The 15,288-nt window shown below is 55.2% G+C and carries 14 protein-coding genes; 6 read left to right on the top strand and 8 right to left on the bottom strand.

Annotation, left to right across the window (positions count from 1 at the left end):
* Positions 1-57: 57 nt before the first annotated feature.
* Positions 58-720: a 6-phosphogluconate phosphatase gene (gene yieH, locus RTM06_RS03180; RefSeq protein ID WP_312179892.1), complete on the bottom strand. Its 663-nt coding sequence runs from the start codon at positions 718-720 to the stop codon at positions 58-60.
* Between the two features lie 151 nt (positions 721-871).
* On the opposite strand from yieH, the gene RTM06_RS03175 reads away from it, so the two are divergent.
* On the top strand, positions 872-2,185 hold the full coding sequence (locus RTM06_RS03175) for an NCS2 family permease (protein ID WP_312179891.1): 1,314 nt from the start codon (positions 872-874) through the stop codon (positions 2,183-2,185).
* Positions 2,186-2,213: 28 nt separating this feature from the next.
* Here RTM06_RS03175 and RTM06_RS03170 read toward each other — a convergent pair whose 3' ends face one another.
* Complete coding sequence (locus RTM06_RS03170; RefSeq protein ID WP_312179890.1) at positions 2,214-2,963, bottom strand: 4'-phosphopantetheinyl transferase superfamily protein; 750 nt, start codon at positions 2,961-2,963, stop codon at positions 2,214-2,216.
* A 295-nt stretch (positions 2,964-3,258) separates the two neighbouring features.
* On the opposite strand from RTM06_RS03170, the gene RTM06_RS03165 reads away from it, so the two are divergent.
* Positions 3,259-3,768 (top strand): flavin reductase family protein, encoded by a 510-nt coding sequence (locus RTM06_RS03165; RefSeq protein WP_256697894.1) that lies wholly within the window; start codon positions 3,259-3,261, stop codon positions 3,766-3,768.
* A gap of 46 nt (positions 3,769-3,814) precedes the next feature.
* Here RTM06_RS03165 and RTM06_RS03160 read toward each other — a convergent pair whose 3' ends face one another.
* From RTM06_RS03160 to rpmH, 6 genes are all read right to left on the bottom strand, one after another.
* Positions 3,815-4,405, bottom strand: a complete 591-nt coding sequence (locus RTM06_RS03160) for a malonic semialdehyde reductase (RefSeq protein ID WP_312179887.1) — start codon at positions 4,403-4,405, stop codon at positions 3,815-3,817.
* 221 nt (positions 4,406-4,626) lie between these two features.
* On the bottom strand, positions 4,627-5,991 hold the full coding sequence (gene mnmE, locus RTM06_RS03155) for a tRNA uridine-5-carboxymethylaminomethyl(34) synthesis GTPase MnmE (RefSeq protein WP_312179886.1): 1,365 nt from the start codon (positions 5,989-5,991) through the stop codon (positions 4,627-4,629).
* A gap of 84 nt (positions 5,992-6,075) precedes the next feature.
* Complete coding sequence (gene yidC / locus RTM06_RS03150; protein WP_154181889.1) at positions 6,076-7,722, bottom strand: membrane protein insertase YidC; 1,647 nt, start codon at positions 7,720-7,722, stop codon at positions 6,076-6,078.
* 2 nt (positions 7,723-7,724) lie between these two features.
* The gene (gene yidD / locus RTM06_RS03145; RefSeq protein WP_007893564.1) at positions 7,725-7,982 is read right to left on the bottom strand and encodes a membrane protein insertion efficiency factor YidD; all 258 of its coding nucleotides are present in this window, start codon (positions 7,980-7,982) and stop codon (positions 7,725-7,727) included.
* The gene (gene rnpA / locus RTM06_RS03140) at positions 7,946-8,305 is read right to left on the bottom strand and encodes a ribonuclease P protein component (RefSeq protein WP_036648555.1); all 360 of its coding nucleotides are present in this window, start codon (positions 8,303-8,305) and stop codon (positions 7,946-7,948) included. The genes yidD and rnpA overlap by 37 nt, the downstream gene beginning before the upstream one ends.
* A gap of 14 nt (positions 8,306-8,319) precedes the next feature.
* Positions 8,320-8,460: a 50S ribosomal protein L34 gene (gene rpmH / locus RTM06_RS03135; protein ID WP_003849659.1), complete on the bottom strand. Its 141-nt coding sequence runs from the start codon at positions 8,458-8,460 to the stop codon at positions 8,320-8,322.
* A gap of 602 nt (positions 8,461-9,062) precedes the next feature.
* Between rpmH and dnaA the strand changes: the two genes are divergently transcribed.
* From dnaA to gyrB, 4 genes are all read left to right on the top strand, one after another.
* Entirely contained in the window at positions 9,063-10,469 is a 1,407-nt protein-coding gene (dnaA, locus tag RTM06_RS03130; RefSeq protein WP_008105301.1) for a chromosomal replication initiator protein DnaA, read from the top strand.
* Positions 10,470-10,474: 5 nt separating this feature from the next.
* Positions 10,475-11,575 carry a DNA polymerase III subunit beta gene (gene dnaN / locus RTM06_RS03125; protein WP_008105300.1) on the top strand — a complete coding sequence of 367 codons (1,101 nt, stop codon included), beginning with the start codon at positions 10,475-10,477 and terminating at the stop codon, positions 11,573-11,575.
* A 138-nt stretch (positions 11,576-11,713) separates the two neighbouring features.
* Positions 11,714-12,799, top strand: a complete 1,086-nt coding sequence (gene recF / locus RTM06_RS03120; RefSeq protein WP_008105299.1) for a DNA replication/repair protein RecF — start codon at positions 11,714-11,716, stop codon at positions 12,797-12,799.
* Positions 12,800-12,816: 17 nt separating this feature from the next.
* Positions 12,817-15,225 (top strand): DNA topoisomerase (ATP-hydrolyzing) subunit B, encoded by a 2,409-nt coding sequence (gene gyrB, locus RTM06_RS03115; protein ID WP_265301409.1) that lies wholly within the window; start codon positions 12,817-12,819, stop codon positions 15,223-15,225.
* The last annotated feature ends 63 nt before the right edge of the window (positions 15,226-15,288 follow it).

The following is a 15,288-nucleotide window of genomic DNA, read 5'->3' as shown; positions in this document are numbered from 1 at the left end:
GGGGAAGGACCGAGGAGGGGGACAGCCAGCACGGACAGAGAAGCGGGACAGCCAGCACTACCCCACCAAATCCCACCCACGCGCACGCCACAGATCCGGCAACTGCGCCATATCATCAAAGCGCGTCACCAGCGGATGATCTAATTCAGGATTGTGCGCATCGGCGCAGTAGTAAAACACTGGAATCCCGGCCGCGATCCCCGCGCGCGCACCAGCCTCGGAATCATCCACCAGAATGCACGTCTCAATCGGCACCTGCATCTGCTCGGCGGCGTGATACATCAGCTCTGGATCCGGCTTCCAGTGGTTAATGTCATAACCGCTATACAGCTTGCCATCGAGATACTGCAGCATGCCGGTCAAGCCCAGCGAATGTTGCATCTTCTTCACCGTGCCGTTGGAAACCACGCACATCTTCACTTTGACACTTTCCACCAGCGCTTTGGCACCGGCAATCGGTTTTAAATCGAGATCAAACAATCTCGCCACTTCGGCGCGATAGGCGGTTTCCACCTCTTCGAGCGGCAATTCAACCTGATGTTCGGCCGCCACATCGCGGATGATGTCGTAAAGCTTCACCCCTTTATACTGCTCAAACATCTGCTGTAGAGAGCGTTCAATACCGTAGCGGGCAAAGGTGTTGACGTAAGCTTGCGTACAGATCACTTCGCTGTCGACCAGCGTGCCGTCGCAATCAAAAAAAATACATTCAACCGACATCGCACATCATCCTTTTGTTAAACAATAAGCTGACACTCTAACGCACTGAGCGCAGAAAGCGACCCTGAGCAACCGGTTGCGAAAAATCAGTGTTTTGCCGCGCTAAACTCTATAGGATACGCGGCGATAAATTTTTTAGCGGAACAGTGGAATGACTAATCAGGGCCTTTTGCAGCGTATCTTCAAACTGCAGGAACACGGAACCACGGTGCGCACCGAAGTGATTGCCGGTTGCACGACTTTCCTGACGATGGTGTACATCGTTTTCGTTAACCCGCAAATTCTCGGTGTGGCGGGCATGGATACGCAGGCCGTGTTTGTTACTACCTGCTTGATTGCCGCGTTCGGCAGCATTCTGATGGGGCTGGTGGCGAATCTGCCGGTGGCGCTGGCGCCGGCGATGGGCCTGAACGCCTTCTTCGCCTTTGTGGTGGTCGGTGCCATGGGTTATTCGTGGCAGATTGGTATGGGCGCGATTTTCTGGGGCGCGCTGGGTCTGCTGATCCTTACGCTGCTGCGTGTGCGTTACTGGATGATTGCCAACATTCCGCTCAGCCTGCGCGTGGGTATCACCGCCGGTATCGGCCTGTTTATCGCCATGATGGGGCTGAAAAACGCCGGTATCATCGTGCCAAACGCCGATACCATCGTTGCTGTTGGCAATCTGACCTCGCATAGCGTGCTGCTTGGAGCGCTCGGTTTCTTCATCATCGCGATTCTGGCTTCTCGCAATATCCATGCGGCGGTGCTGGTGTCGATTGTGGTGACGACCGCGCTGGGCCTGATCATTGGCGATGTGACATTCAGCGGCGTGTTCGCGGCACCGCCTGCGATCACTTCCGTTGTCGGCCAGGTCGATATCAAAGGCGCGTTCAACATCGGCATGGCCGGTGTGATCTTCTCCTTTATGCTGGTCAATCTGTTCGACTCATCCGGCACGCTGATTGGCGTAACCGATAAAGCCGGGCTGACCGACGAGAAAGGCACGTTCCCGCGCATGAAGCAGGCGCTGTACGTTGATAGCGTCAGTTCAGTGACCGGTTCGCTGATTGGTACCTCATCGGTGACCGCCTACATTGAAAGCTCGTCCGGCGTGGCGATCGGTGGTCGCACCGGCCTGATGGCGGTGATTACCGGCATTTTGTTCCTGCTGGTGATGTTCCTGTCACCGCTGGCGGCGATGGTGCCTTCTTATGCGGCGGCGGGTGCGCTGATTTACGTTGGCGTATTGATGACGGCGTCGCTGTCACGCGTGCAGTGGGACGATCTCACCGAAGCAGTGCCAGCATTCGTTACTGCGGCGATGATGCCTTTCAGCTTCTCGATCACCGAAGGTATCGCGCTGGGCTTTATCTCTTACTGCGTGATGAAGTTGGGGACCGGCCGCTGGCGTGAAATCAGCCCGTGCGTGGTGGTAGTCGCGCTGCTGTTCGTGCTGAAAATCGTCTTTATCGACGCCCACTAAATAGAAGAGGCCGCTGATGCGGCCTTTTTTATGACGGATGTCCCATCTCATGCGGCGTGACCAAACTGGTGAGGCGCAAGGTACGCGGCCCGATATTGGGTTTGCTCATCTCGACATCGCGCAGCGCTTGCCAGTGCTGCGCGCCATCAATCTCCCACAAGTGTAAGCGTTCGGTGCCGGGCGACAGCGCGCATGACCACACCAGCGTTGGCTCAGCATCACACACCGCCTGAATATCGGGAAACACGGTGGAACGCAGCCGACCGGCCGCAGGATGCAAACGCAGTGAATCAATGCCGCTATTGGTTTCGCCGGTGAGCTTGAGAATGCTTTGGCGCAGCGTCCAGATTTGCGTCACCGCTTCCATGAAATCCTGCTGCGCGTTGATCCAGGCTTTTTCGCCGGAGGAGAGATCCTGCGTCAGCATATCCTGCGTTTGACGGCTGTGTGCGCGCACAATCTCCATATCCAATCCGGCGCGCCCGCCTTCTTCGGCCAGTAGCACACCGATGGTGTTGCCAGCGTAGGAAATACTGAAGTCGGGCAGGTTAGCATCGGCAAAGCAGGGACGTCCGCTGCTGGAGGTCGTCAGCGCGGGGAGTTCGCGAATGCCATAAACGCGCAGCATCAGTTGCGCCAGCAGTTCACGCGCGGCAAGAAAGCGTCCGCGACGCTTGTCAGCGAAGCGCTGAGCGCTGTTGATCACTTCCTGTGGCACCCGCATATTCCCGGAAGAAAAGGGCGGATTACCTATCCAACGTACAAAATGACTAGCCATCTGTCGCTCCGTGAAAATGGTCGAATAATCATCAGTGCTATTGTAAGAATTTTCTCATGGGTTTGCATCCGGCTTAAGATGGAATAGGCGATATTTCAGATAAGGACGAAGCCAGGCGGCAATCCCATTTGGCAACTTTGCATAGAACGCTTTTGCAGATTCGTGTCTCAACGGATGCCGAACGGCCTGATGTGGTGTAGGATTTGGACAGTAAAAAGGCACAGTGAAGTGCGCTAACCAATTCATTCATCTGCCAATCGTGCGCATCTTAGAAGCATGCACGTCGGAGTTTTCTATGTCAGTTACCGCTATTTCTCGCCAGGAATCGATCTCGCTTGATGAGTTTCGTCACGGCATGCGTCGCTTAACCGCGGGTGTTTCTCTGGTTACCACCGAATTTCAGGGCGAAAAGTTGGGGCTGATTGCGACGTCGGTCAGTTCGCTGGCGGCTGAGCCACCAAGTCTGCTGGTGTGCGTCAATCGCAGCGCATCCAGCCATGATGCCTTTATCAACGCCGGCCATTTTGCCGTTAACGTGCTGCGTGAACAGCATGACGACTTATGTGCCCAGTTCAGCCAATCCTCACGCCGCGACGAGCGCTTTCAAAGTGGTACGTGGCAGACATTAAATACCGGCGCGCCGATTTTAGCTGATGCGCTGGTGAGTTTTGATTGTCAGCTGGAGAAGGTGGTGGAGTGGAACACGCACAGCGTGCTGCTGGCGCGTATCGTGGGGATCGCTCTGCCCGGTGAAGCGGCAGAGCCGATGATCTACTTCAACAGCGGCTTCCATTCACTGGGATAACCGCTTAAAACCGGCGTCGTGGACTCAGCCCGACGCCTTTTCTCAATCAGGCAAAGGTGCTGGCTTCATCAAAGCCCAGACGCGGCAGACGCGCATGCAGTTTGCTGGCTTCGCCATAGCCGAGATTGATCAGTAAGTTCACCTGCCATTTACTCTCGCTGAAGAACGCCTCGTTCACTTTTGACGGATCGAAACCGGACATCGGGCCCGCATCCAGGCCCAGCGAACGCGCGGCCAGAATCAAATAACCTGCTTGCAAGCTGCTGTTACGGAACGCGGTTTCTTTCGCCAGATCCGGGCTGCTGGTAAACCAGCTGCGCGCATCACCGTGCGGGAACAGCTTTGGCAGCGCTTCGTAGAATTCAGGATCCCACGCCACGATCACCGTCACCGGTGCCGCCATGGTTTTATCAACGTTGCCGGAGGAGAGCGCGGGTTTCAGCTTCTCTTTGCCTTCCTGCGAGGTCACAAATACAAAACGGCCTGGCGAGCAGTTAGCGGAGGTTGGGCCCAGCGCGGTCAGGTTATAGAGCTGCTTCAGCAAATCCTGCGAAACCGGTTTGTCCTGCCAATAGCTGTGGGTGCGGGCTTCATTGAACAGCGCGTTCAGCGCCACGCTGTCGAGCGTTGTACTCATGTTTCTCTCCTGTTCAGGCAGCAACTTGCGCCCAATATTTAGCATGAATAATGAATGTACCCAGCAGGACCTGTTCGCCGGGCAGTGATCGTTATACTGCAAAGGCGTTGGGGAGCCAAATAACAAAGACGCATGATTACCGTGAGCCAGGTTCGCATGAATGCGCACCCTACATTAGAACGCCGTAGGGTCGCCATTCATGGCGACCACGTAACAGGTCATTACTTACCAATACAGAAACTGGAGAAGATTCTGCCCAACAGATCGTCGGAGGTGAATTCGCCGGTGATTTCGCTCAGCGCCTGCTGCGCTAAGCGTAACTCTTCTGCCAGTAATTCGCCGGCCCACGCGCCTAACAGCTGATGCTTGCCCTGCTGCAAGTGCGTTGCGGCTAGCTCCAGCGCTTGCAGATGGCGGCGGCGGGCGAGGAATCCGCCTTCCATGTTGCCAGCAAATCCCATGCTCTGTTTCAGGTGATCGCGTAGCGCTTCCACACCTTCACCGGTACGCGCCGAGAGACGAATCAGTGAGTGACAGTTCACTTCAGTGAGGCCCAGCACTTCGCCGGTCATATCCGCTTTGTTGCGCACCACGGTTATCGGCAGCGCTTCCGGCAGACGGGCAACAAAATCCGGCCAGATTGCGGCGGCTTCGGTCGCGTCGGTGGTGGTGCCATCAACCATAAACAGCACGCGGTCGGCCTGCTCGATCTCCTGCCACGCGCGCTCAATACCGATGCGCTCGACTTCGTCGCTGGCTTCTCGCAAACCTGCGGTATCGATGATGTGCAGCGGCATGCCGTCAATGTGGATATGCTCGCGCAGCACGTCGCGCGTGGTGCCAGCGATATCGGTGACGATCGCCGCTTCGCGCCCGGCTAAGGCATTGAGCAGGCTCGATTTCCCGGCATTGGGACGACCGGCAATCACCACCTTCATCCCTTCACGCAGCAGGCTGCCCTGACGCGCTTCGGCACGCACGCCATCAAGGTCGCCGATCACCACATTGAGCTGGGCTTCAATTTTGCCGTCGGAAAGGAAATCGATCTCTTCATCCGGGAAGTCGATGGCTGCTTCCACATAGATGCGCAGGTGAGTAAGTGCTTCCACAAGTGCGTTGATGCGCAGGGAAAATGCGCCCTGCAAGGAGTTCACCGCCGAGCGGGCAGCTTGCTCTGAGCTGGCATCGATCAGGTCGGCAATCGCTTCGGCTTGCGCTAAATCGAGCTTGTCGTTGAGGAAGGCGCGTTCCGAGAATTCGCCTGGCTGGGCAATGCGCAAGCCGGGCAGCGCCACGATGCGTTTCAGCAACAGGTCGAGAATTACCGGGCCGCCATGGCCTTGCAGCTCCAGCACATCTTCACCGGTAAAGGAGTTCGGGCCAGGAAACCACAGCGCAATGCCCTGATCGAGCACGCTGCCATCGGCATCGGTAAAGGGCAGATAGTCGGCGTAGCGCGGTTTTGGCAGCTTGCCGAGCAAGGCTTGCGCCACCTCAGCGGCTTTTGCGCCGGAGATACGCAGAATGCCGACGCCGCCGCGGCCGGGAGGCGTCGCCTGGGCAACAATAGTGTCGCTGTGGCTCATGATTCACCTTTTCTCAAAACAAAAAAACAGGGCGACATAAATGCCGCCCCTTAATTATACGCTGCTGCTGGTTGCAGTCAGACGTTACGCTTTCTTCTTGTCGCGGCTATGCAGACCACGTTTTTCCAGGCCGCGATAAATCAGCTGCTGCTGGAGAATGGTCACCAGGTTGCTGACGATGTAGTACAGCACCAGACCTGATGGGAACCACAGGAAGAACACGGTAAAGATAACCGGCATGTAGGTCATGATCTTCTGCTGCATCGGATCGGTCACGGTAGTCGGTGACATCTTCTGAATGAAGAACATGGTGATACCCATGATGATCGGCAGAATGTAGTACGGGTCCTGCGCAGACAGGTCATGAATCCACAGAATAAACGGCGCATGACGCAGTTCAACCGAGCCTGACAGCATGTAGTACAAGGCCAGGAAGATTGGCATCTGGATAACCAGTGGCAGACAGCCGCCCAGCGGGTTCACTTTCTCCGCCTTATACAGCGCCATCATTTCCTGGCTCTGCTTCTGCTTATCATCGCCCAGACGTTCACGCATCGCCTGAATCTTCGGCTGCAGCATACGCATCTTCGCCATCGAGGTGTACTGCGCTTTGGTCAGCGGGTACATGATGCCACGCACGATGAAGGTGATAACGATAATGGAGAAGCCCCAGTTACCGATGAAGCTGTGGATGAACTTCAGCAGCTTAAACAGCGGCTGAGAGATGAACCACAACCAGCCGTAATCCACGGTCAGATCCAGGTGCGGCGCGATGGCTGCCATCTGGTCCTGAATTTCCGGGCCGACCCACAGTGTTGCGCCGAGATCCTGCTGTGCGCCTGCGCCAACGGTAACCGGTGCAGATTTGTAGCCAATTGCCGCGATGCCATTTCCGAGGTTGCTGGTGTACAGCGTGTTGTTACCCTGCGTGCGTGGCACCCATGCGGTAGCGAAGTACTGCTGCAGCATCGCCACCCAACCATTGCTGGTGGTGGTATTCAGGTTCTCGTTATCCGCGATGGTGTCGAATTTATATTTTTCGTATTTCGCATCGCTGGTTGAGTACGCTGCGCCACGGAAGGTGTGCAGAGCAAAGTTGTTGCTGCCGGTATCGCGGTGCTTAGGCACGTCGATGGTCTGCTTCAACTGACCAAACATCGACACTTCCAGCGGCTGCTGAGTGGTGTTGTTGATGTTGTAGTCAACGTTTACCGCATACTCACCGCGCTTGAAGACGAACGTCTTGGTGTAAACCACGCCGTTTTCACCGGTCCAGGTCAGCGGCACGCGCAGCTCGCTCTGGCCATCTGCCATCACGAAGCTATCTTGTGAAGTGGTATACAGCGGACGTGCGCCATTGTTCGGGTTATCCGGACCGTTACGGCCCGTTAAGCCGCTCTGCGCCTGATAAACGAAGGCTGGTGTGGTTTCAAGCAGCTGGAACGGTGCGTCTGAACCCAGTTTGTCCGGGTAAGTCAGCAGCTGAGCCTGCTCAATATCGCCACCACGCGTATTGATGTTGAGTGACAGGACATCTGTCTTAACGGTGATCGTTTTGCCCTGTCCGCTAGCCGGCACGCCGGAAGTGGCGGCATCACCCGCTGCGCTGCTTGTGTTTTGCGTGGTCTGGGTTTGCTGTGGCTGCGGAGCGTGGTCCGTCTGCCAGGCTTGCCAGATCATAAAAGACACGAACAGAAAAGCGATGAGAAAGAGATTGCGTTGCGAATCCATCGTTAATGTTCTCTGGTATCAAAGGTTTTTGGCGGCACAGGATCGTCACCACCCGGGTTCAAAGGGTGGCATTTTAATACGCGTTTTATCGTCAACCAACTGCCTTTTACAACGCCAAAGCGGCGTAAGGCCTCAATCCCATACTGCGAACAGGTGGGATGGAACCGGCAATGAGGTCCCAGCAGTGGGCTGATGGCGCGTTGATAAACGCGTATCAGGGCAATCAGGAGCCGCGAGCCAGGCGACAGTGACGACGCCATAGTTTCTCCAACGCTTCCGTCAGCGCACGGTTATCCAGGTCAGCAATCCCTTTTTTAGCCACGATCACAAAATCCATCGCAGGGAGCTCATGTTGACGCAGACGAAAGCTTTCGCGGGTCAATCGCTTGATCCGGTTGCGTTCATGGGCACGTTTTACATGTTTTTTTGCGACGGTGAGACCGATGCGGGGATGCCCCAGCGCGTTAAGTCGGCCGAGTATGGTGATTTGCGGCGTACCGGCTCGTTGTGGCTGCTGGAAGACGAAAGTGAAATGAGTGGGAGTTAACAAACGTAACTCCCTGGGAAATGCGAGCTTAACCACGAGGGTTAGCTTTATTACTTAGAAACGGTCAGACGAGAACGGCCTTTAGCACGACGACGTGCCAGAACCTGACGACCATTTTTTGTTGCCATACGAGCACGGAAACCGTGTGAACGGTTGCGCTTCAGTACGGACGGTTGAAAAGTGCGTTTCATGGCGATTTCTACCTAAACTTGAAAATTTTCACTGGGTGACGCGTTTTCGGGCCAGTAAATCGACCAACGCCTCAATGTGTCTTTAATAAAGAGGCGGGATTGTAATAATTGTACAGTCCAGAGTCAATTTACTTCGCTGGTCGCGGCACCTGGAAACCCAGATACAGCCCGCTGATTCCGGGCATCAAGGCTTCACGCAATAATGCCGGGTGGGGAATTATACGGGCTGTGGGTTAAAGCGCAAGGATCGCGCAGGATCTTCTTGCGATCAATTTGCAGATTTGTTGCGCAGAAACGAGAGCTCGCCAGAAAAATTACCGCTTTCAGCCACATTAACGCTGGCTTTTTTCGCAGAAAGCGTAAACTCATTATCGCTTCAGCAGCCTGTGGATAAATTGGATCAAAACTGTGTAGAAAGGGAAGATCTCTGTGCGGCTTTACGTTATGATCCGCCCTTCCGCTGACGATCCTTACTGCGATCGCCGGGGAAGACTACCGCGAATAGCGGTCGCAGGCGCTTTCCAACCGTCTGTGTCTAAAAATTACGTTTCTATTTATTAGCGCCTAAAATTCTTATCGATTTTGTACGAGTGGAGTCCGCCGTGTCACTTACGCTTTGGCAACAGTGTCTTGCCCGTTTGCAGGATGAGCTTCCTGCCACCGAATTCAGCATGTGGATTCGTCCGCTGCAAGCTGAATTGAACGACAATACGCTGACCTTGTATGCACCAAATCGGTTTGTACTCGACTGGGTTAGAGATAAATATCTCAATAGTATCAATGGGCTGCTGAATGAATTCTGCGGTGCAAATGTGCCGTTACTGCGTTTCGAAGTCGGCACGCGTCCTGCCGCACAGGTGACAACCAGCCAACCGGCGATGGCCACGTCCAGTTACAGCGCACCTGCACCGATTGAAAATCGTCCCGCGCCGACGCAAATCCTGCGTCCAAGCTGGGATTCTGTGCCTGCGCCGGCGGATGTCACTTACCGCTCCAATGTGAATAACCGTCATAACTTCGACAACTTCGTTGAAGGTAAATCGAACCAGCTGGCGCGCGCGGCGGCACGTCAGGTGGCGGATAATCCTGGCGGCGCGTATAACCCACTGTTCCTTTATGGCGGCACCGGCCTGGGTAAAACTCACCTGTTGCACGCGGTGGGTAACGGCATTATTGCGCGCAAGCCCAATGCCAAAGTGGTGTACATGCACTCTGAGCGATTTGTGCAGGACATGGTTAAAGCCTTGCAGAACAACGCCATCGAAGAGTTCAAGCGTTACTACCGCTCGGTTGATGCGCTGCTGATCGATGACATTCAATTCTTTGCCAATAAAGAGCGCTCGCAGGAAGAGTTCTTCCATACGTTTAACGCGCTGCTGGAAGGCAATCAACAGATCATCCTGACCTCGGATCGTTATCCAAAAGAGATCAACGGCGTAGAAGATCGCCTGAAATCACGTTTTGGCTGGGGATTAACTGTGGCGATCGAGCCGCCAGAGCTGGAAACGCGCGTCGCGATCCTGATGAAGAAAGCCGATGAAAACGATATTCGTCTGCCAGGTGAAGTCGCCTTCTTTATTGCTAAGCGTTTACGTTCCAACGTTCGTGAGCTGGAAGGCGCGCTGAACCGCGTGATTGCCAACGCGAACTTTACCGGTCGCGCCATTACTATCGATTTTGTGCGCGAAGCGTTGCGCGATCTGCTGGCGCTGCAGGAAAAGCTGGTCACCATTGATAATATTCAGAAAACGGTGGCCGAGTATTACAAAATCAAAGTGGCGGATTTGCTGTCGAAACGCCGTTCGCGTTCGGTAGCGCGTCCGCGCCAGATGGCGATGGCGATGGCGAAAGAGCTCACCAACCACAGCTTGCCGGAGATTGGCGATGCGTTTGGTGGCCGCGACCATACCACCGTGCTTCACGCTTGCCGTAAAATCGAGCAGCTGCGTGAAGAGAGCCACGACATCAAAGAAGATTTCTCTAACCTCATTCGAACACTATCTTCCTGACGCATATGAAATTTATTGTAGAACGTGAGCAGTTACTGAAGCCACTGCAACAGGTTAGCGGTCCACTTGGCGGACGCCCGACGCTGCCGATCCTGGGAAATTTATTGCTGCAGGTGAGCGAAGGCTCGCTGCGCTTGACCGGTACCGATCTGGAAATGGAAATGGTAGCCCGTGTTGCGCTGACGCAGCCGCACGAGCCGGGCGCCACCACGGTTCCCGCGCGTAAATTCCTCGATATTTGCCGCGGTTTGCCGGAAGGCGCGGAGATCAGCCTGACGCTGGAAGGCGACAGAATGCTGGTGCGCTCTGGCCGCAGCCGTTTCTCGCTGTCAACGTTGCCCGCCAGCGACTTCCCGAATCTTGATGACTGGCAAAGCGAGGTGGAATTCACCTTGCCGCAGGCGACCTTGAAACGTCTGATCGAAGCCACGCAGTTCTCAATGGCGCATCAGGATGTGCGTTATTATCTCAACGGTATGTTGTTCGAAACCGAAGGCGAAGAGTTGCGTACCGTAGCCACCGATGGTCACCGCCTTGCGGTGTGCTCAATGCCGATTGGTCAGGCGCTGCCGAACCATTCGGTGATCGTGCCGCGTAAAGGTGTGATTGAGTTGATGCGTTTGCTGGATGGCGGCGAAACGCCATTGCAGGTGCAAATCGGTAGCAGCAACATCCGCGCACACGTGGGCGACTTCATCTTTACGTCGAAGCTGGTTGATGGCCGTTTCCCGGATTATCGCCGCGTACTGCCGAAGAATCCCGACAAAGCGCTGGAAGCTGGCTGTGATATTTTGAAGCAGGCGTTTGCGCGTGCGGCAATTCTCTCGAATGAGAAATTCCGCGGCGTTCGCATCTATATCACGGAAAATCAGCTCAAGATCACGGCGAATAATCCTGAGCAGGAAGAAGCAGAAGAGATGCTGGATGTCTCTTACAACGGCACCGATCTGGAGATCGGTTTCAACGTCAGCTATGTGCTGGATGTGTTGAATGCGCTGAAGTGCGAGAACGTGCGTTTGCTGCTGACCGATGGCGTTTCAAGCGTGCAGATTGAAGATGTTGCCAGTCCGGCTGCAGCCTACGTCGTCATGCCAATGCGCTTGTGATCATGCCATTCCCCCTCCCACTTGTGGGAGGGGGCTAGGGGGAGGGACAGCGAGCAGATAACCTATTTCGCTGTCTTTCCCCCACCCAGCCTCCCCCGCAAGCGGGGGAGGTGAAAACCACTTCGACCCGGACTTTTCATGGCTTTAACCCGCCTCCTGATTAAAGATTTTCGCAACATCGAGCAGGCCGATCTGGCCTTAGCGCCGGGCTTTAATTTCCTTGTTGGTGCCAACGGCAGCGGCAAAACCAGCGTGCTGGAGGCGATTTACACGCTGGGACACGGTCGCGCGTTTCGCAGTTTGCAAGCTGGCCGCGTGATTCGTCACGATCAGGACGCCTTTGTGCTGCACGGTCGCATCGAAGGCAGCGAACGAGAATTGTCGGTCGGTTTGACCAAGAATCGTGCTGGCGACAGCAAAGTGCGAATTGATGGCAGCGATGGCCACAAAGTGGCGGAGCTGGCGCAGCTGCTGCCGATGCAGCTGATTACGCCGGAAGGTTTTACCCTGCTCAATGGCGGCCCAAAATACCGTCGTGCCTACATCGATTGGGGCTGTTTTCACGCCTCACCCGGTTTTTTCCATGCCTGGAGCAATTTGCGTCGCCTGCTAAAACAGCGCAATGCGGCGCTGCGTCAGGTTTCGCGCTACAGCCAGATTCGTCCGTGGGATCAGGAACTGGTGCCGCTGGCCGAGCAGATAAGCCAATGGCGTGCCGAATACAGCGCGGCGATTTCCCGCGAGATCATCGCCACCTGCGGCCAGTTTTTACCGGAGTTTGAGTTGGCGTTCTCTTTCCAGCGCGGCTGGGATAAAGAGAGCGATTACGCCGAACTGCTGGAACGCAATTTCGAGCGCGACCGCGCGCTCACTTACACCGCCAGCGGCCCGCACAAAGCCGATTTTCGTATTCGTGCCGAAGGTACGCCGGTGGAAGATTTACTCTCACGCGGCCAGTTAAAACTGCTGATGTGTGCGCTGCGCTTAGCGCAGGGCGAATACCTGACGCGCAGCAGCGGAAGACGCTGTTTGTATTTGATTGATGACTTTGCCTCAGAGCTGGATGACACCCGTCGTCGGCTGTTAGCTGAACGCCTAAAAGCCACGCAGGCTCAAGTATTCGTCAGCGCCATTGGTGTCGAGCATGTAATCGACATGAGTGATGAAAAGGGCAAGATGTTCCGCGTGGAACAGGGTAAAATAGTGGTTCAACCTGAAGATTAAATGAGCGAGAAACGTTGATGTCGAATTCTTATGACTCCTCCAGTATCAAAGTCCTGAAAGGGCTTGATGCGGTACGCAAACGCCCGGGCATGTACATCGGCGATACGGATGACGGCACCGGTCTGCATCACATGGTATTCGAAGTCGTGGATAACGCAATCGACGAAGCGCTCGCCGGTCACTGTAGTGACATTACCGTTACTATTCATGCAGATAACTCTGTCTCAGTGCAAGATGATGGCCGTGGTATTCCTACCGGTATTCACCCGGAAGAGGGCGTCTCTGCTGCTGAAGTGATCATGACCGTCCTGCACGCCGGCGGTAAATTTGATGATAACTCGTATAAAGTTTCCGGTGGTCTGCACGGCGTTGGCGTTTCAGTGGTAAACGCCCTGTCGCAGAAGCTGGAGCTGACCATTCGCCGTGAAGGCAAAGTGCATCAGCAGGTTTATCAGCACGGCGTGCCGCAGGCACCGCTGGCAGTATCGGGTGATACCGATGCAACCGGTACTCGCGTGCGTTTCTGGCCGAGCTACGAAACCTTCACCAACGTGATTGAGTTTGAGTACGACATCCTGGCGAAACGCCTGCGTGAACTGTCGTTCCTGAACTCTGGCGTCTCAATTCGTCTGGAAGACAAACGCGACGGCAAGAACGATCACTTCCACTACGAAGGCGGCATCAAGGCGTTTGTTGAGTATCTCAACAAGAACAAAACCCCAATCCATCCAACGGTGTTCTACTTCTCGACGGAGAAAGATGGCATCGGCGTGGAAGTGGCGCTGCAGTGGAACGATGGTTTCCAGGAAAACATCTACTGCTTCACCAACAACATTCCACAGCGCGACGGCGGTACGCACCTGGCCGGCTTCCGTGCGGCAATGACACGTACGCTGAACGCCTACATGGACAAAGAAGGCTACAGCAAAAAAGCCAAAGTCAGCGCCACCGGTGACGATGCGCGTGAAGGCCTGATTGCCGTGGTTTCCGTCAAAGTGCCGGATCCGAAATTCTCTTCTCAGACCAAAGATAAGCTGGTCTCTTCAGAGGTCAAATCGGCGGTTGAGCAGCAGATGAACGAACTGCTGGCGGAATACCTGCTGGAAAACCCGTCTGACGCGAAAATCGTGGTCGGCAAAATTATTGATGCGGCGCGTGCGCGTGAAGCTGCACGTCGTGCACGTGAAATGACTCGCCGTAAAGGCGCGCTGGATTTGGCCGGTCTGCCGGGCAAACTGGCCGACTGTCAGGAGCGCGATCCGGCGCTGTCTGAAATCTACCTGGTGGAGGGTGATTCTGCAGGCGGTTCAGCCAAACAGGGTCGTAACCGTAAGAACCAGGCGATTCTGCCGCTGAAAGGTAAAATCCTTAACGTAGAGAAAGCGCGTTTCGACAAGATGCTCGCTTCGCAGGAAGTTGCCACGCTGATCACCGCGCTGGGTTGTGGTATCGGCCGTGATGAATACAATCCGGACAAACTGCGTTATCACAGCATCATCATCATGACCGATGCGGACGTCGACGGCTCGCACATTCGTACGCTGCTGTTAACCTTCTTCTACCGTCAGATGCCAGAAATCGTGGAACGTGGTCACGTCTACATTGCTCAGCCGCCACTGTACAAAGTTAAGAAAGGCAAGCAAGAACAGTATATTAAAGACGACGAAGCGATGGATCAGTATCAGATTTCCATCGCACTCGACGGCGCAACGCTGCACACCAACGCCAGCGCACCGGCATTGGGCGGTCAGCCGCTGGAAACGCTGGTGGCTGATTTCAACGGCACGCAGCGTATGATCAAACGTATGGAGCGCCGTTTCCCTACGGCCCTGCTGCGCGGCCTGATCTACCATCCAACCTTAAGCGACCTCAGCAATGAAGCCGATGTTAAGAGCTGGATTGACGGTTTAGTGGCCTATTTGACCGAGCGTGAAGCGCACGGCAGCAGCTACCTGGCGCATGTCCGTGCTAACCATGAGCAGAATCTGTTTGAGCCGGTGCTGCGTGTGCGTACGCACGGCGTGGATACCGATTATCCGCTGGATAGCGAATTCATCGATGGACCGGAATACCGCAAAATCTGTGCGCTAGGCGAGCAGCTGCGCGGCCTGATCGAAGAAGATGCTTATATCGAACGTGGCGAACGCCGTCAGCCGGTCACCAGCTTCGAGCAGGCGATTGAGTGGCTGGTGAAAGAGTCGCGTCGCGGCCTGTCAGTGCAGCGTTATAAAGGTTTGGGTGAGATGAACCCAGAGCAGCTGTGGGAAACCACCATGGATCCTGATAGTCGCCGCATGTTGCGCGTGACCATCAAGGATGCGATTGCTGCCGATCAGCTGTTCACCACCTTGATGGGCGATGCGGTTGAACCGCGCCGCGCCTTCATTGAAGAGAATGCGCTGAAAGCGGCCAACATCGATATTTAATCGACACGGCAAAACGTAAAAACCCTTCCCTGGTGGAAGGGTTTTTTGTTTTCAGCGTGGTAA

Origin of the sequence: Pantoea sp. CTOTU46764 (assembly GCF_031974595.1) — a bacterium.
Lineage (GTDB): Bacteria > Pseudomonadota > Gammaproteobacteria > Enterobacterales > Enterobacteriaceae > Pantoea > Pantoea trifolii.
This window is presented reverse-complemented; position numbering and strand designations above follow the sequence as displayed.